At 63.0% G+C, this 17,293-nt stretch carries 15 protein-coding genes and 1 pseudogene; 12 read left to right on the top strand and 4 right to left on the bottom strand.

What is annotated here, in order from left to right; all coding sequences use genetic code 11:
• The first annotated feature begins 5 nt into the window (after window positions 1-5).
• The 6 genes from N5D91_RS03440 to N5D91_RS03415 all read left to right on the top strand — a co-directional run bounded on the left by N5D91_RS03440 (window position 6) and on the right by N5D91_RS03415 (window position 8,925).
• A complete protein-coding gene (locus tag N5D91_RS03440) occupies window positions 6-2,462 on the top strand; it encodes a TonB-dependent siderophore receptor (RefSeq protein WP_258011469.1) in 2,457 nt (818 codons plus the stop codon).
• A gap of 46 nt (window positions 2,463-2,508) precedes the next feature.
• Window positions 2,509-4,392, top strand: coding sequence for a PepSY-associated TM helix domain-containing protein (locus N5D91_RS03435; protein WP_180853829.1), 1,884 nt, complete (start codon window positions 2,509-2,511; stop codon window positions 4,390-4,392).
• Between the two features lie 135 nt (window positions 4,393-4,527).
• Entirely contained in the window at window positions 4,528-7,176 is a 2,649-nt protein-coding gene (locus tag N5D91_RS03430) for an excinuclease ABC subunit UvrA (RefSeq protein WP_180853828.1), read from the top strand.
• Between the two features lie 135 nt (window positions 7,177-7,311).
• Window positions 7,312-7,881: a TetR family transcriptional regulator gene (locus N5D91_RS03425; RefSeq protein ID WP_180853827.1), complete on the top strand. Its 570-nt coding sequence runs from the start codon at window positions 7,312-7,314 to the stop codon at window positions 7,879-7,881.
• A gap of 61 nt (window positions 7,882-7,942) precedes the next feature.
• Window positions 7,943-8,419, top strand: coding sequence for a nuclear transport factor 2 family protein (locus N5D91_RS03420; protein WP_164160429.1), 477 nt, complete (start codon window positions 7,943-7,945; stop codon window positions 8,417-8,419).
• Window positions 8,420-8,592: 173 nt separating this feature from the next.
• Window positions 8,593-8,925, top strand: coding sequence for a hypothetical protein (locus N5D91_RS03415; RefSeq protein ID WP_164160431.1), 333 nt, complete (start codon window positions 8,593-8,595; stop codon window positions 8,923-8,925).
• 82 nt (window positions 8,926-9,007) lie between these two features.
• On the opposite strand, the gene N5D91_RS03410 is transcribed toward N5D91_RS03415, so the two are convergent.
• The 3 genes from N5D91_RS03410 to N5D91_RS03400 all read right to left on the bottom strand — a co-directional run bounded on the left by N5D91_RS03410 (window position 9,008) and on the right by N5D91_RS03400 (window position 11,046).
• Window positions 9,008-9,478: a hypothetical protein gene (locus N5D91_RS03410; RefSeq protein ID WP_180853826.1), complete on the bottom strand. Its 471-nt coding sequence runs from the start codon at window positions 9,476-9,478 to the stop codon at window positions 9,008-9,010.
• Window positions 9,479-9,835: a hypothetical protein gene (locus N5D91_RS03405; RefSeq protein WP_180846738.1), complete on the bottom strand. Its 357-nt coding sequence runs from the start codon at window positions 9,833-9,835 to the stop codon at window positions 9,479-9,481.
• A gap of 455 nt (window positions 9,836-10,290) precedes the next feature.
• Window positions 10,291-11,046, bottom strand: coding sequence for a tetratricopeptide repeat protein (locus N5D91_RS03400; protein WP_180853825.1), 756 nt, complete (start codon window positions 11,044-11,046; stop codon window positions 10,291-10,293).
• 223 nt (window positions 11,047-11,269) lie between these two features.
• Between N5D91_RS03400 and N5D91_RS03395 the strand changes: the two genes are divergently transcribed.
• Together N5D91_RS03395 and N5D91_RS03390 are read left to right on the top strand one after the other, a co-directional pair.
• On the top strand, window positions 11,270-11,977 hold the full coding sequence (locus N5D91_RS03395; RefSeq protein ID WP_180853824.1) for a hypothetical protein: 708 nt from the start codon (window positions 11,270-11,272) through the stop codon (window positions 11,975-11,977).
• Window positions 11,978-12,070: 93 nt separating this feature from the next.
• Window positions 12,071-12,496, top strand: coding sequence for a GFA family protein (locus tag N5D91_RS03390; RefSeq protein WP_180853823.1), 426 nt, complete (start codon window positions 12,071-12,073; stop codon window positions 12,494-12,496).
• Window positions 12,497-12,626: 130 nt separating this feature from the next.
• Here N5D91_RS03390 and N5D91_RS03385 read toward each other — a convergent pair whose 3' ends face one another.
• A complete protein-coding gene (locus tag N5D91_RS03385; protein WP_180853822.1) occupies window positions 12,627-13,103 on the bottom strand; it encodes a GNAT family N-acetyltransferase in 477 nt (158 codons plus the stop codon).
• A 738-nt stretch (window positions 13,104-13,841) separates the two neighbouring features.
• On the opposite strand from N5D91_RS03385, the gene N5D91_RS03380 reads away from it, so the two are divergent.
• From N5D91_RS03380 to N5D91_RS03365, 4 genes and pseudogenes are all read left to right on the top strand, one after another.
• A complete protein-coding gene (locus N5D91_RS03380; RefSeq protein WP_164160445.1) occupies window positions 13,842-14,012 on the top strand; it encodes a hypothetical protein in 171 nt (56 codons plus the stop codon).
• Window positions 14,009-14,416, top strand: a complete 408-nt coding sequence (locus tag N5D91_RS03375; RefSeq protein WP_164160447.1) for a hypothetical protein — start codon at window positions 14,009-14,011, stop codon at window positions 14,414-14,416. Before N5D91_RS03380 ends, N5D91_RS03375 begins: the two co-directional genes overlap by 4 nt.
• 199 nt (window positions 14,417-14,615) lie before the next feature.
• A complete protein-coding gene (locus tag N5D91_RS03370; RefSeq protein WP_164160449.1) occupies window positions 14,616-14,972 on the top strand; it encodes a CPCC family cysteine-rich protein in 357 nt (118 codons plus the stop codon).
• A 738-nt stretch (window positions 14,973-15,710) separates the two neighbouring features.
• Window positions 15,711-17,293: pseudogene (locus N5D91_RS03365) on the top strand (RHS repeat protein); the annotation flags it as partial.

Here is a 17,293-nt window from a genome sequence, read left to right as displayed (position 1 = left end):
GGTACATGAAGATCAAGCGCGCACTTGTTGCTGGCGCGTTCTCTACGGGGGTACACGCCAAGCGGCTGCCGTTGCTGGCACTGTGCATTTCCAGCGCGCTGGCAGCGCCGGCCATTGCACAGTCGCAGCCGGCTGCACGCGTGCAGTTCAATATTCCGGCGCAACCGCTGGATGCCGCACTGCGCCGCTTTTCCGAGCAGTCCCGGCAGCAGGTGCTGTTCAGCGAATCGGCGGTGGCGGGCCGTCGCGCTCCGGCCTTGACCGGCAGTTACACGCCGCAGGAAGCACTGGCGCGCCTGCTGGAGGGCAGTGGGGTGCGTGTCAATGCCACGCGTCCGGGCGTGTTCACCCTGGCGCAGGACGCAGCAGCACCTGCGCGCAGCAAAGACACCCAGACCACCCTGCAGACGGTGAACGTCACCGCCAATGCCCCAAGCGATGGCGCTTACACGGCACGTGAACTGAGCCTGGGCAAGCTGGGGCAGAGCATCCGCCAGACCCCGCAGTCGGTCAGCGTGATCACCCGCCAGCAGCTGGACGACCGCAACCTCACCACGCTGGACGAGGCCCTGGCGCAGACCACGGGTGTGACCAAGACCGCCCGCAACTTCGGCAACCACAAGTTCTCGATCCGCAGCTTTACCGTGGACGACAGCAACTATCTGGTCGACGGCGTGGCCGGCATCGTCTATGCCCCCGTGGGTTGGCTGCCGATCGACACCGCGGTACTGGAGCGCGTTGAAGTGCTGCGCGGTGCTGGTGGCATGATGCTGGGTGCAGCCGACCCCAGCGGAGCAATCAACATGGTGCGCAAGCGCCCGCGCGACCAGGCTCATCTGGATCTGGCCGCAACTGTGGGCTCGTGGGACAACTACCGCGTCGAGGTGGATGGCGGTGGCCGGCTCAATGCTACCGGCAGCGTGCGCGGCCGACTGGTCGCCGCCTATCAGGACCGCGACTACTTCCAGCGGGGCACCTCATCGAAAACGCCGGTGGCCTATGGAGTGATCGACGCCGACCTGGGCACGGATACCACGCTGACCTTCGGCCTGCGTCATCAGGCCAGTGACACCGAGGGCTACTGGCTGTTCGGCCTGCCGCGCTACACCGATGGCGGTGCGCTGGACATCAAGCGTTCCACCTCGCTCATCCAGGACTGGAACCGGCAGGAGGGCTCCGTCGACGAAGCCTTTGCAGAGGCGGAGCACCGCTTCAACGAACGCTGGAAGGCACGCCTGTCGGTGAACCGCACCGAATCGGACCTGGACCAGCGTGTCGCGGTTCCGCTGGGCGGGGTGGACCGCGCCACCGGCATCGGTTCGCGCTTCTATGACATTTATTTCAATCGCTCGCGCGTGCGCAGCGATGGCGTCGACCTGCACACCACCGGCAGTTTCGACGCCTTCGGCCGCAGCCATCAGGTGCTGCTGGGCGCGATGTGGTCGCGCCAGCGTACCCGCCAGAGCTCGGCGGACCTGGCCATCGACGTGCCGATCGATGTCTATGCACCGGACCATAGCGCCATTGCACAGCCTCTCCAGCCCGCGTGGGACTGGTCAGAAAATGCCCGCGCGCAGCAGAGCGGTGTGTACAGCAACCTGCGCCTGCAGCTGGCAGAGCCGCTGCACCTTACGCTCGGTGGCCGGCTGAGCTGGGTGAAGTACCAGTCCAGCGATGGCTTCACCGGCGCCAAGAGCCGCGACTACGAACAGAAGCACGAATTCACCCCATACGCCGGCCTCGTCTACGACCTGGGCCCGCAATGGTCGGTCTATGCCAGCTACGCCGATACCTTCCAGCCGCAGAGCTCGTACGTCACTGCGTCCGGCTCGGTGCTGGATCCGGCCATCGGCGCCAACTACGAGCTCGGCGTGAAGGGTGAGTTGAACGATGGCCGCCTGAATGTCTCCGCCGCAGTGTTCTCCATCCGCAAGACCGGCAACGCCGTGGTGGACGAATCCGACCCGGGCAGCTGCCGTGGCTCGCTGGCGTCGTCCGATTGCTACCGCAATGGCGGAAAGCTGCGCAGCAAGGGTTTTGAGCTGGAGGCCAGCGGCGAACTGGCGCCGGGCTGGCAGATGATGGCGGGCTATACCCACGTCACCAGCCGCGACGATGAGGGCGCGACCATCAGCGCCGAGACACCGCGCCACCTGCTGCGCCTGTCCACGTCCTACCAGCTGCCCGGCAGGTGGAACGCATTCTCCGTGGGCGGTGGTGTATCGGCACAGAGCAGCTACTCCTATCCGGCCTACGACGACCCGGACTGGCGCATGGGCGCAGCGGGACGTGCCGTGTGGGACCTGCGGGCCGGCTACCGGATCAATCCGCGCTGGAGCGTAGGCGTCAACGTGGCCAACCTGTTCGACACCCGCTACTACGCGATGATCAGCCAGATCCGCCGCGGCAACTTCTTTGGCGAACCCCGCAATGTGATGCTGACGCTGCGCGGCTCGCTGTGACCTTCCGTAGCCGGCGGGGCAACGGCCTGCCCGCCACGGGGCAGGCATGAAAGCGGGCTTTCGGCAGAGCATGTCGTGGCTGCACACCTGGTGCGGCCTCACCTGTGGCTGGTTGTTGTGCGCGATTTTCCTGACCGGCACGCTCAGCGTGTTCCGTGAGCCGATCACGCGATGGATGGAGGCCGGCCCCGTGCCGGCCTCCTCGCCGGCGGTGGACACCGCAACGCAGGCGGTACGTGCGCAGCACTGGCTGGCCGCCAACGCCGCCGATGCCCGGGCGTGGCAGATCCGTTGGCCTGCCCAGCAGGGCTGGCCACTGGAGCTGTCATGGGAGGGTGGCGACGGCTCCGCGCACGAACGCTGGGTGGATGCCAGCACAGGCATGCCACAGCCTCCACCTCGCCTTCGGGAAACCGAAGGCGGGCGCCACTTCATGTCCTTCCATTACACCCTGCACGGCGGCATGGCCGGCTACTGGCTGGTGGGCTGGATCACCGCCTGCATGCTGCTGGCGCTGGTGTCCGGCGTGGTGGTGCATAAACGCATCTTCAAGGACTTCTTCACCTTCCGCCCGGGCAAGGGACAGCGCAGCTGGCTGGATGCGCACAACCTGAGTGCCGTGCTGACCCTGCCGTTCCTGTTCATGATCGGCTACACCGGGCTGACCTTCTTCTACAGCAGCTATCTGCCGTGGCCGGTGCATGCGGCCTATGGCGATGCCGATGACGCCTATGCGCACTATGAAGCCGAGCTGGCGCCTGCACAGCCGGCTCCACCAGGCATCCTGGTATCCACCGCGCAACTGCCGGACCTGCAGCAACTGCTCGCACGCGCGCAGGCCATCAACGGGCAGCCGCCGGCACTGATCGTGATCCAGGCACCCGGCACCGTGCACAGCGTGGTGGAGGTGATCGGCCGCAAGCCCGAGGGGGGCGCGGACAGGCATCTGCTGACCGAAACCAGCCGGGCGGCGTTCGATGCTGCCAGCGGCACGCTGCTGCAACAGCATGGCGCACATCCGCATGCGATTGGCGCCGTACAGGTGCACGAAACCATCGAAGCACTGCACAAGGCCGATTTCGGCGGCTGGCCGATGAAGTGGCTGTACTTCATCAGCGGCCTGCTCGGTACGGCGATGATCGCCATCGGCACGCTGCTGTTCTCGATCAAGCGGCGCAAGCGCAGCGAGCATGAGTTCGGCGCGGCCACGGCGGGCATCTACCGCTGCGTGGAAGCGTTCAACGTCGCATCGCTGGCTGGGGTGGCGCTGGCAAGCATCGTCTACCTGTATGGCAATCGGTTGCTGCCATTGGAAATGAGCGATCGCAGTGCGTGGGAAATACGCATTTTCCTTTTGACCTGCGCTGCCTCGGTGCTGCATGCGCTTTGGCGCCCACCGCGCCTGGCCTGGATCGAGCAGTTGTGGCTGGCCGCAGCACTGTGCCTGGCACTGCCCCTGGTGAATCTGGCAACCACCGGGCAGGGGCTGCTGATGTATCTGCAGCGGGGCGCATGGCAGCAGGCCGGGGTGGAGCTGGTCGCACTGGCCTTCGGGCTGATGCTGGCAAGAATGGCCCTGATGCTGCAGCGCCGCTGGCCACGGGCGCAGGAGGCGGCGCGCACTGCCAAGCCTCCGGCAGGGCGGGGCGCGGGCCATCGCTGGCAGGTGGCAAGCCGGGTACTGGGCGCCTCTCTGGGCGGCTACGTGTTCACCGCCGCTACTGCTACCGCACTGGCGTTGCTGCTGCCCGCGCTGGTGGGTGTAAGGACGTCCGTTTCGGTACTGACCAGCTCACTTATGGGGTTCGTGCTGTTGATTGCCGTTGCAGTGGGCGTCTTCAGTGCCCGCAGTGTCGGGAAGGTGTGGCTGAGTCTGGCGGCGGGGAGTGTCCTGATGGGGGTGTGGGTGGTAGTGCTGCAGCGAGGGTAGGGCGGAGGGGCGAGGCGCACGGGATCATGCCGGCGGTCACCGTGCCCGCCCTCGCCGAATTCACCTCTCAGCAGCGAGAATGGGCCACTGGACGCGCCCTGAAGCGCGCCACTCACTGCCTGCAGGATCGTAACGATGTCCAACACCCCCTTTGGTGAATCGTCATGCGCTGCCGCCGCCAGCGGTTGCGTCGAGGTGCGTGGTGCGCGCGAGCACAACCTCAAGAATGTCGATGTCTCCATCCCGCGCAATGCACTGGTGGTGTTCTCCGGGGTATCGGGTTCCGGCAAGTCATCGTTGGCCTTCGGTACCGTCTTCGCTGAAGCACAGCGGCGTTACTTCGAGTCCGTTGCGCCCTATGCACGCCGCCTGATCGACCAGGCGGGCGTGCCGGACGTGGATGCCATCGATGGCCTGCCGCCAGCAGTGGCCCTGCAGCAGCAGCGCGGCGCCAGCAATGCGCGCTCATCGGTGGGCAGCGTGACCACCCTGTCCAGCCTGGTGCGCATGATGTACTCGCGTGCGGGGGCGTACCCGGCCAACCAGCCCATGCTGTACGCCGAGGACTTCTCGCCCAACACGCCACAGGGCGCCTGCAGCACCTGCCATGGCCTGGGGCATGTCTACGAAGTGACCGAAGCGCTGATGGTTCCGGACCCGTCGCTGAGCATCCGCGAGCGCGCCATCGCTTCCTGGCCGCCGGCCTGGCATGGCCAGAACCTGCGCGACATCCTGGTCACGCTGGGCTACGACATCGACGTGCCGTGGAAGACGCTGCCGAAGAAGGACCGGGACTGGATCCTGTTCACCGAAGAAGCCCCCAGCGTGCCGGTCTATGCCGGGTTCACGCCCGCCGAAACCCGTGCTGCGCTGAAGCGCAAGCAGGAGCCCAGCTACATGGGCACGTATACCGGCGCACGCCGCTACGTGCTGCATACCTTTGCCAACACCCAGAGCGCGCTGATGCGCAAGCGCGTGTCGCGCTACATGGAAGGCAAGCTATGCCCGGCCTGCCACGGAAAGCGCCTGAAGCCGGAAGCACTCTCCGTCACCTTTGCCGGCGTGGATATCGGCGAGTTCATGCGGCTGCCGCTGGATCAACTGGCGGCGCTGCTGGAGCCCATCGCACAAGGTGATTTCGGCGCGCACAGCAAGGGCGCTCGCACCCGCAGGAGCGCGACACCCCGCGATCGCGCCCGGAGGGCCGCGAGTGGCCAGGCGACCCACGAGGGTGCTCCCGACGTGCGCCTGACCTCGGCCTTGTCCGAAGAGAAGCGACTGGCCGCACAGCGGCTGGCAGGCGGTGTGATGGCGCGGGTACGCCAGCTGCGTGACCTGGGCCTGGGGTATCTCTCGCTGGATCGCGCCACGCCAACCCTGTCCGCTGGCGAACTGCAGCGCCTGCGGCTGGCCACCCAGCTCAGCTCCTTGCTGTTTGGTGTGTTGTACGTGCTCGATGAGCCCTCGGCCGGCCTGCATCCGGCCGACAGCCAGGCGTTGTACGACGCGCTTGAGCGCTTGCGCGACGGCGGCAACTCGGTGTTCGTTGTTGAACACGATCTGCAGCTGATGCGCCGCGCGCAGTGGCTGGTGGATGTGGGCCCGCAGGCGGGGGAGCACGGCGGGCGCGTGCTCTACAGTGGCGAGCCCGATGGCCTGCGCCACGTCCAGGAGTCGCGCACGGCCCTGTATCTGTTCGATCAGGTGCCGGCGCCTGCCAGCCAACAGCGCAGCGCCAACCGCTGGCTGGAATTGAAGGGCATCCACCGCCACAACCTGCGGGGCGTGGACGCGCAGGTGCCGCTGGGGCTGCTGACGGCGGTGACCGGTATTTCCGGCTCCGGCAAGTCCAGCCTGATGGCGCAGGCGCTGCCCGAGCTGTTGCTGCTGCACCTCGGGCATGAGCCCGCGGACGACAGCGCCGATAGCGCGCCCACCGACGGACCGACCGTGATTGAAACGACGCGGGGCACATTGGCAGGCGATATCGACGCCATCCAGCGGGTGGTGCAGGTCGACCAGAAGCCCATCGGCCGCACGCCACGCTCCAACCTGGCCACCTATACCGGGTTGTTCGATCACGTACGCAAGCTGTTCGCCGCGACACCCGCCGCGCGCCGCCGTCGTTTCGATGCGGGTCGCTTCTCGTTCAACGTGGCCAAGGGCCGGTGCGAGACCTGCGAAGGCGAGGGCTTCGTCAGTGTCGAACTGCTGTTCATGCCCAGCGTCTATGCGCCGTGCCCCACCTGCCACGGCGCCCGTTACAACGACGCCACGCTGAAGGTGCAATGGAATGACCGCAACATCGCCGAGGTTCTGCAGATGACGGTTGACCAGGCGCATGCGTTCTTCAGTGAGGAAGAGGCCATTGCCCGGCCGCTGCAGTTGCTGCAGGAGATCGGGCTGGGCTACCTGCGGCTCGGCCAACCGGCCACCGAGCTTTCCGGTGGTGAAGCGCAACGCATCAAGCTGGCCACCGAACTGCAGCGCAGCCAACGCGGGCGCACGCTGTACGTGCTGGACGAACCCACTACCGGCCTGCATGCCTCGGATGCGGACAGGCTGCTGGTGCAGCTGCAGCGGCTGGTGGACGCGGGCAATACGGTGGTGATGATCGAGCATGACATGCGCGCGGTCGCGCAGGCGGACTGGGTGATTGATGTCGGGCCTGGCGCAGGCGGGGCAGGGGGCACCATCGTGGCGAAGGGAACGCCGCAGCAGGTGGCGCGGGCCAAAGGCAGCAGGACGGCACCGTTTCTTGCGAAGGAGTTGGCCTCTCTGTAGGGCCGAGCCATGTTCGGCTGTCGATGTGGGTATCGGTCAGGCCATGCGGCGCGCCCGGGCACACCATCGTCCTTGCGCCCTTGATCAGCTTCGCCGCCCATTGACAGGGTAGAACGATCGTTCTACCTTGGCGCCGTGAACACAATCACCACCGACACCCAGCAGAAGATCCTGGCCACGGCCGAGGCGCTGATCTACCAGAACGGGATCCACGCCACCGGCATGGACCTGCTGGTGAAGACCTCCGGCGTTGCCCGGAAGAGCATCTACCGGCACTTTGAAAACAAGGACCAGGTGGCCGCTGCGGCATTGAACGCGCGCGACGTGCGCTGGCTCACCTGGTTCCAGCAGGAGTGCGACAAGGCCGACACCCCGGAAGCACGCATCCTCGGCATGTTCACCGTGCTCAAGGGCTGGTTCCAGTCCGAGGGCTATCGCGGCTGTGCCTTCATCAACACCACAGGCGAGGTCGGCGACGCCGACGATCCGATTCGCCACATCGCCAAACATCACAAGCAGAAGCTGCTCGATTACACGCTGGAACTCACCACGCAGCTGGATATCGAGCAGCCGGACGCGCTGGCGCGGCAGCTGCTGGTTCTCATGGAAGGCGCCATCACCGTCTCACGCGTGATGGGCGACTACAACGCCGCAGACACTGCCAGGGATGTTGCAAAGGTGTTGTTGGAGCAGGCCAGGCGCTGACGCCCGAGCCATCAAAAACCGTCGAAGCACCCCGTTCATCCATTTGATTGGAGGCCCCACCGTGTCCACTGATGCACCCCGTCCGCCACTTCCCCCGTTCACCCGTGAATCGGCCATCGAGAAAGTGCGCCTTGCCGAAGATGGCTGGAACACCCGCGATGCCGACAAAGTTGCGCTGGCCTATTCGCTGGACACCCAGTGGCGCAACCGCGCCGAGTTCACCCATGGCCGCGAGGAAGCGCGGCAGTTCCTGGCCCGCAAGTGGAACAAGGAGCTTGAGTACCGGCTGATCAAGGAGCTATGGGCCTTCACCGACAATCGTATTGCCGTGCGCTACGCCTATGAGTGGCATGACGACTCCGGCAACTGGTTCCGCTCCTATGGAAACGAGAACTGGGAATTCGGTGCGGATGGCCTGATGCAGCGCCGGTTCTCGAGCATCAACGACATGCCGATCAAGGAAAGCGAGCGCAAGTTCCATTGGCCGCTGGGGCGTCGCCCGGATGATCATCCGGGGCTGTCTGACCTGGGTATGTGAGCGGCCGCAGTGGCGATTGGGTCGGCCCACAACCCGCGCCCTTGTAGAGTCGAGCCATGCTCGACTATTGCCCTGACGTCCGCTTCCGGCCAACGGATGCACTCCTCATGTAAATCCGGCTAAGCTGCGGGGCGTCCACGCGTGGAAACGCCAGATCCCCTCAAGAGGCTGCCATGGAAGTGCAGTATCAGCTGCTAGCGAGTGCATTGATGGGGGTCTTTGTCTTCCTGTTCTTTCTTGCGCGTGATTACTGGAAGAGGCCCAGCTGGCTGTTCGGCACCTTCGATCCCAACATGGGGTTTGCCTCTGAAGTCGAGCTCATCTCACAGGCCAACAAGACAATGCTCCTGCTTGGGGCGCTTGCGTTGATCTGGGCCATCGTCGGTCCTTCGCCCTACCGCAGGAACTGGGAGATCGAGGTCATGGGCCTGGTCCTCGGCATGCTGGTCTGCTATGTGCTGATCGTCCGCCTTGCGTCTTCCCGCATTCGATCCAACCCGCATTGATCCCGCAGCGACCTGTGAAGCGCCCCCAAAGAGCTGGACAGTTGGGCGGCCAAGCGTCCTTGTAGAGTCGAGCCGTGCTCGACTACGGCATGCCACATCGCGCGCCCTCAGGCACCTCGCCCGCGAATATCTGCAGCACCCGATCCAACAGAACAGGTTCCGGCACGCCAGCCAGTACCTGCTCCAGGTAGTCCACGGGTTCCAGCTGCCATTGAAGCAACGCACGAAGCTGCAGGACGGCGGGCGCCCGCTGCTCCGCGTCCAGCGAGACCTGCAACAGCAGATGTTGCGAGCGCCTCTCCAGCCACAGCACTGGAACGCCTCCACAGTGAATCTGGAACCCGGCATCTTGATGCCGCTCGACGAGCTGGAAGCCCTGCCGTGGCCGAGACTCCACGAACTGCATCGCTTGGCGGCGCAGTTGTGAGAATCGATCGTCGTTGATGCTTTGGAACCCGACTGGCGACGGCGCCGGTGGCGCCGACCACCGCGCCTGCGCCGCAACCACCGCGACGAGACAAAGCGCGGTGGCCGCCCAGCGATGCCGCGTCACTCAGCCGTCCGGGCGTACCCGTGTGCTTGCGTGCGCCACCAGGCCCAGCCCGGCCATGATCAGCCCCTCCATGACGCGGGGGCCGACGTATTGCTCCAGCTCGCCGTTCTCGCGGGCACGCTGTGCGGCCAACAAGATTTCCAGCACTACCCGAAGGCCGGCCAAGGAGCAATCGGTGTCCGCCAGGGCGATGCGCCGGCCGGGCATCTGATGGCGCTCCGGCCAAGGCTGACCATCGGAGGCGGCGCCGGAGCCGATGCTGTGCAGCAGGGCGATGAGCGTGTTCGGATCCAGAGCGGCGCCGTTGGCCGGCCCGTCGTGGATCGGGTGCGAGGCAGGGGAGTGGGGCTGGGTCATGGCTGGGCTCCTTGCGTGCAGGCAGAAGCCGCCACCGATAAAGGTGGCGGACGGTGCGAGGTTCGAAACCCGGTGTTCGCTAAACCGGCAGGCACAAGGCCTCCACGCACCGCCCGCCATAGCCGGCCGACGGATTGCCAGCCGGCACCACACAGGGTGATGCCGGCTGGCAAGCGTTTACTTCAGCGAACTACCGGGGTTTCGAATCCCGGCCACCTGTTTTCGGCGGCACGGAGAGGAATACGCCCGGCTGTGCGCGATGCCAATGCAGTAAGGCCGATGCCGTCACCACATTCAACATTTTCAGAATCGTTGCATATGGCTCAATGAGGCCGGAGCCTTGCGCCGCAAGGCTGTTGTCGATGTCGGCGGTGCACGCCTGACGAGTGTCGGTATCCGCCCGGCGGAGCCATGAGCGAGGCGGATGCGACAGGATTGCCAAAGCCCCCCAGGCGTCAGTACCCCTTCAACGCGACCTTGGTCCGCTCCAGCCACGCGGCATTGTGGCTGCGCGCATGGCGCGACCAATGCTGGGCATCGTCGATGATGCTGGCAAACAGGCTGCGGGCCTGCTCACGGTCGGTGGGCTGCGGTTGTGCCATCAGCCACTCGGCGTAGAGGCAGCGGGCGGCCGCATCGTTTCCACACTCCACAGCACGCTCGAACGCGGCGCGGGTGCCTGGCGCCTGGGCAGCAGCCAGTGCCTGCGCGTAAAGCAGGGTCTGTTCCGGCTTGCGGCGCACGTCCGGATGGCGGGCAAACAGGCCGTCCAGCGTCTCCACTGCAAGCGAGGCATGCCCGGACTCAAGGCGGGCACGCGCCAGGCCGGTAAGGATGTAAGGGTCGTCGCCCAGTGGCGAGCTTGCGGCCTGCTCAAGCAGGGTTCTGGCTTCCTCCGCCTGGCCGGCATCCAGCAGCGTCATGCCCAGGCGAACCCGGTTCTGCACGGTGGGCGTTCGCGACAGATCAGCACGTGCGTTGCGCAGGTCCTGACCCGGGTCCATGAGCTGCTTGGCAGAGCGGACGACCTGCCGGGCGCCGCGCGAGTGACGGACTTCCGGGAAGTAGATCGCCAGGAAGTAGACGACGCTGCCGAGCAGCGGGAACGAAAAGAGCAGGATGAGCCAGTAGAGGCTCTGGCCCGAGCGGATGGCGTGCACCGCGAAGTAGATGGCTGCCAGCACGTGGAGTCCGATTCCGATATAGGGCATGTGTGCCGCCTCGTCCTTGTGGGGTTGGCACTATAGTGGGCGTGGGGTGGGGCGCCAATGGGGTGATGCTCGGTCTGACGTGACGCGTCCGTTGTATACGTCCGCTCCGACAGCCACCACCTCGCAGGTAAGAGCGTCATGCGGCCAGCCGTCGGGCCGCAGAATCGAGTGGCGCAGGAGAGAATTCCGACGCCTGAGTCTATTCACCGAACCGGGCATCCGAATGCCAACATTCCCACCGATCAATCCATCACTGTATGTCCTCGAACTCGAAGCCGATGAATACCAACGCCCCCGACAGGCCCTGATCCGGCTGGAGTTCACCGAGGGGGATCGCCCCGCCATCAAGCTGAAGGTCTATGCCCAGCACCAGCATGACGGGTGGCACTTCATCGGCAGCTTCGGCGGCAAGCTGGACTGTGTTGATGGCACGGGTCCGCATTACAGCATCACCGATGGCAACATGTATCTCAGCGAGCTGAGAGGTTTGCACATCGGTACCTGGTGCCAGAATCAGGTCATGCTTTGGCTGCAGCGGCAACCGCCGGGGCGTATCCGTTCCTTCTGGCTCGCTCCTGCCGATGCCCACGAACAGAACCAGGCACGACGCAACCGCTTCTATGAACAGTTCGGCAGCCAGATCGACTGGACTGTCCCGGGGATAAATGGGCGATCCCAAGTGCAGCCCACGTCTGACCTCCACGCGCTGGACGACGTTCGCGGGGTCAAGGCCATAGACATCGGCACCGCACTCGCGAAGGCCTATTCGCGCATCGAACTTCTGGAGCTTCAACTGAGCGGAAACCGCAGACAGTTCGCAAACCACGACAAGGAAGTGCAACAGGCTTCCGCTCGTGGCACTCTCCGCTGCTTGGGCGGCATTGCTTTCGCGCTGATCCTGGGGGCGATAGTTTTTCTGAAGTTGCGGTAATCGGCGCGCGAGGTTCATCACGAACATCTCCCGCAGTTCTTCAGGCTGTAGGAACAGTACAATCCGGAATCATCCACTCCTTGCTGGCCCACCATGTCGATTCGAGTAGCGTGCCTGTGCGGGAAAGTTGCCATTGAGTTGCAAGGACAGCCGGTAGCGCGCGCCAACTGCCACTGCGCATCCTGCAGGGACTTCTACGGAGTACCCATGTTCTCTGCAACGGCATGGGAGCCCGCCTCCGTTCAGATGAAGGCCTCTGACGTGAGGAGCTTCAGCCATCCCGAAAAGCAACTGAAGAAGACCTTCTGTGCCGTTTGCGGCGAGGTTGTGTTCGGCACCAATCGGCTCGGCATGCATGTAGTTCCCAATGCCATGCTCCACCGCATCAGCGGAGAGGGCTCTTATTCCAGCTGGGCTCCCACCATGCACCTGTTCTACCGCCAGCGGGTGGTGGATGTTGTGGATGATTTGCCCAAATACCTCGACGGCTGGGATGGCCCTCTCTACTCACCGGAATGACTGAGCAAGTGCAGAACTGACTGACTCAGCCGACGCGCTCCGCAAGCAGGCCCACAATTGCAGTGGTTCGGGGCAGGGCAGGGACGAGGGAACGACCTTCCGCATTAGTGCGCCCGCGGCGACGAAACAGTCATCCCGGGTTCGTCCTCAATGAATCGTTGGGCCTGGCCCTCACCATGAGGACATACGTACCCTCCGGACCATCGGCCTCACTACACACGCGCCACCCTTGAGACTGATAGAACCGCTTGGCAGGATCATTGGCTTTCAGGCATTTCAGCGTTGGTGCGGCGGAAAAATACCTGTCGCAGCCCGCCAGCAGCATTCTTCCCACGCCGCATCGCTGATAGTGCGGATGAACAAATAGGTTATGCAAGAAGCTGTCGTCCTGCCATACGGACGCAAAACCGATGGGGGTGCACGAATGCTCTGCCACCAGAATCCGCTCGCCTGCAGTGCTCACATCAAAGTCTTCAAGCTTGTGGGCGCCAATGGCAGCCCACGAGAAAGCGGCATCGCGGGATGCGACAAACAGCTTGCGAAGGGCCTCTCGATCGGCCTCGACAAACTCGCGAACGATGACCTGCCCCTTATTAATGTGACGCATCACGGGCAACGATCTCGCGGCGAAAGAACCCAGCCACCATCTGCAGCCATCTGCCTGTAGGGCTTTCCGGCGAAGCACTGGACAGCGCCGTTAGGGATGTCGCCACATCGAGAGCCCGGCAGGTTCTCCCAGCCACCTTCAATTCGACGGAAGAACATTCCATTGATACAGCGCAGATCCTGCGCCTTCTGTGTCGGCCGCACCTGCTGGCGCTCAGGAGGAGCCGATGACGCCGATCTGACAGCCGTTGGCGGCTCAGTCCTCACAGCAGACGGCTGCTCAGCGGCCTCGATGGATCGCCGCACACCTTCAAAACGCTCACTCCAGGCACTATTGGTGCGGCCGAGCGTAAGTACGCCGATGGTTGTAAGACTCACCAGAGTCAAAAATCCGGTGATCAGCCATGGGAAATTCCAACGCTTCCGCTCAATCGGCGGAAGGTACTCAGGCCGTTCGCGCTCCATACGCCCCCCAATCACATCCAGATTACATTGTACTGGGGTGTAGGGCAGTCGCCCGTACAGTCGCGCCTTACACGCGCTGACACGATCTCTGTCCACGACTCATCTAGACCACAATGGACGCCTCGGCGTCGGGGCCGAGATCATGCGCGTCCAGGCGTCGCTCTCGGCGAATACCCGCGCTTGCGGCACGCGCTGACCCATTCGGTAGTGCCCGATTGCACCGTCTGTAATCCCCAGCAAGGCGCCAGTGGCTATTTGGGGTCGTGAGCAGCAAATGATCGATTACAAGGGCGGGATTGGTAGCGAGAAGGTTGGAAACCTGATTCGAGGTGTGGCGAAAGGCAATCCTTCCGGGTTGCTCTATCATGAGGCATCGAGTTCGATGTTTGGTGAGATAAACTCGTACACCGGCTACCAGTTGACAAATTTCGGCGAATGGAAATGAACCTGGAAATCCTAGAGAAATGGTGCCAGGATGGGATCACAATGTTGTCTTCTCCTGACGATACCCCGAACCTTGTCGAATTGAGGCGGAAATTGGTTGCGCACTTTTCTCGCAGCCCCAAGCTCTACGAGCTAGCAAGCGATATATCCGAGGATTTGAGTGATCTTCCTGAGGATGCGAGGCGTATTGCAAGGGAGTACCTCATCTCTACTTATGGGTTCAGCTTTGAATTCTTTATGGACAGGGCCTCGGCCAAGGCTCGTGCAATTCTGAAGCGTGGACGAGTCAGGAATAAGGCGGATTTTCGCGTATTGTCTGACTTCCTGACGGATAACGTAATTGATGAGGGAGTGGCGCGGGTTGCGGAGAAGCTGCTTGATGACTACTCGAAAGATCTGAAGTAGAGAACTTGATTCATCGCGCAATCAAAGGCCGCCCCATGACCTTCACGCAGCGCGAGGCGCTGTTGAGTCAGGTGGGACAGCGATTCACTACTGATGCCCATTTAATGCGCTTGAGCCGAGCCCGCGAGCTACTGCATATTCAGCCTTACACGACACCTGCTGGTCGAGTGATTCACCCACCTAATGTTCTTGGGCCTCAATGATCGATCTGCCTTGTCCATCGTGTGGCTTCCTGACCCTGGAAGGCTCCTACGGATCATTTGCCATATGTCCGATCTGCGACTGGGAGGATGACGGAGTACTACTTGCCAACCCCACATCCGTCGGCGGAGCCAGCGGCGAGTCCCTGGCGCAAGCGCAGCAGAAAGCTCTTTTCAGGTTGCCTATTGGCGTCAATGTCGCAAGCGGCTTTCGCCGCGGGTCTAGCTGGCGCCCTTTATCCAGCTCGGAAATCAGGCACTACGAAGCCTTAAGGGACGACAAGCACTGGCACAGCAAGGCCGTCTCGCACGAGGGGGAGGCTTACTGGTCGAACTTGGGCGATCTCTCGATCTGAATCCACTTTGAACTCAACTCATGACGTTCACGAATACCCACTACTGCCTGAATCCGGACATCGTCAGGGCAGGGGATTAGGGATATCTATCAGGGGCAGGGCCCAGCACTCCCGCGCGCATACACCACGTAAAGCTCACGCCGCTGCTCCCATGCGTGGCGATACCGCAACAGCGTGCCGGACTCGCTGAGCGTGAACGCGTCATCGTTCTCCTGACTTCTGTTCAATTGGCCCTGCGCGTCAAGCCGATAGACGATCGGCTGGTCAGCCACCAAGTCCAGCCACTGCCGTTTCAGTCGCAGCTCGTGTCATCGGCCAGCAAGCCCGAGCCATCGCCACCTGCTTGTTGAGGTTGGCAATCGCTCCATCGAGCCCCTCCTGGAACCACCCTGTATTCGGCGAGAGGCCCTGCGCCAAAGCCCATCCCGGAAGCGCCCAAGACAGCACGCGCAGTCACGCTCATCGGCATCTGCCTACCGGCCCTGGTCGCCATCGGCATTACCTACCCCCCCCCCAAAGAGCGCCCCGCTTAGCGAGGCTTGACAAGTCGAGGATGGGGGAGTAATTCGTCACCCAAATAGAAGCTGAGTCACTTATCACCCTTCACTCAAGGATGTAGCGGACATGAATTCTGCCAGGGACAGGCGGGAGGGAAAGGCTCCCCGTAGCACTTATCGCAGCCCACGACTTTGCTCGCTCATCGTGGGCGTAGCGCTTATGTTGGGAGCCGGATTCCACGTGTCGGCCCAAGATGGACTCTTTAGCTACCAAGAATATGAGAAGCGGATAAAGAGCGCGCAATCTGTCACCGCCATCTCTGCGGACGAGGTGTTCGGCGATCGAACCTCGGGGTTCGACGGCAGCACTGAGTTTCTCATTGAAGATGTCTCCATTCCTGGCAACTTCGACCTTCCGGTCAGCATTGCCCGACGCTTCGGGGTGGAAGCGGTCAACCGAGGGTCTCGCTACAGCGAGGCCAAAGGACTGACACTCTTTGATGATTGGGAAATCGTCGTTCCCTATATGTCAGGCGTTTGGACCAAGGGTGCTGGGTGGATTACTGGCGATCGAGGCGCTCAGACCACACAGCGCTGCTCGGTCAATAAAGCGCCCTTCCTATTGGAGACTTGGGGCTATACCGATATCGGCTTCGGCATTGACGTGAAGTGGCATGGTGGAAATGGCGAGGAGCTTCTGATTGCTGATGACCCGTCCTATGCCACAGCACCAGGCCTGGAGGCGCCCAAGTGGATGACTACCTCCAGAGCCCGGTTCAGTTGTTTGGCTGCAACACGCAACGGTTATCCGGGCGAGGCGTTTATCGGGCACACCCCTGATGGAAAGAAGTACTTCTTCGACTGGGGCGTGGAAAGGCCCTATGCGAGGGCTGAGTTCAATAACGGTGCCGGTAGTCGTTCGGTGGAGCGTAAGCGGGTTTATCTTCTGGCCTCGCGTGTGGAGGATCGCTATGGGAACTGGGTATCCTACAGCTACAACGGGGATAAGCTAACCAAGATCGAGTCCAGCGACGGTCGCCGGATTGACCTGAGTTACGATGGCGACGGTCGGGTAGCCACTGTGACGGCCAATGGGCGGGTTTGGCGATATGCCTATTTGGGGGATGCGGACGGCAATGACGGCGGCTTGTCCCGCGTCACGCTTCCCGATGGCTCCGCTTGGACCTACAGTCATCGCGGGCGTCTTCAGTCCAGCTTTCCTTACCGCAAAGCCGACGACGATGGTGGTTGTGAGATTCGCGCCGGCAGAGAACCCCCTCCCACGCAGATGACTGTGGTCTCTCCGTCGGGGGCCCGGGGCGTGTTCGACTTCGAAATGGAGCTGTTTATTCGCTCCGACCCCTGCCAAGGACTGGCGCCCTCCCACTACCAGGTTTGGTCTTTGAAGCGGCGTACCATCACCGGGCCCGGCCTGCCACCAATGGTGAGTACGCGAAACTACAACCTGCAGCTGCCGGGAGGCGGTCGTTGGTCCAGTCTGACGAGGCCGGATGGGACGCAGATTCGAGAGCGCTATGGCGCTGACCCAGGATTGGATGAGCGAAAGCTCCTTCAAAAGCAGGTTTTGGATGCGGCAGGCCAGGTGCAACGCGAAGAGTTTTCGACCTACCTGTTCGGCTCTGCAACTGGGCCGTTTGCTGAACGAATTGGGCGCTCGATTAGTATTCAGTCGGGCCAATTCCTTGCAGGTACGCTCAGTGCGCTGAGCGAAAGCCAATCCTCTCAGGATGGTGATACCTATCGCGTGATCTTCAGTGACTTCAATCGTAGTGCACGTCCAGGACGTGTGACTTACACCGGTCC

Origin of the sequence: Stenotrophomonas sp. GD03794 (assembly GCF_029842145.1) — a bacterium.
Classification (GTDB): Bacteria; Pseudomonadota; Gammaproteobacteria; order Xanthomonadales; family Xanthomonadaceae; genus Stenotrophomonas; species Stenotrophomonas riyadhensis.
The sequence above is the reverse complement of the archived record's forward strand: the minus strand, read 5'-3'. Positions and strand labels throughout refer to the sequence as shown.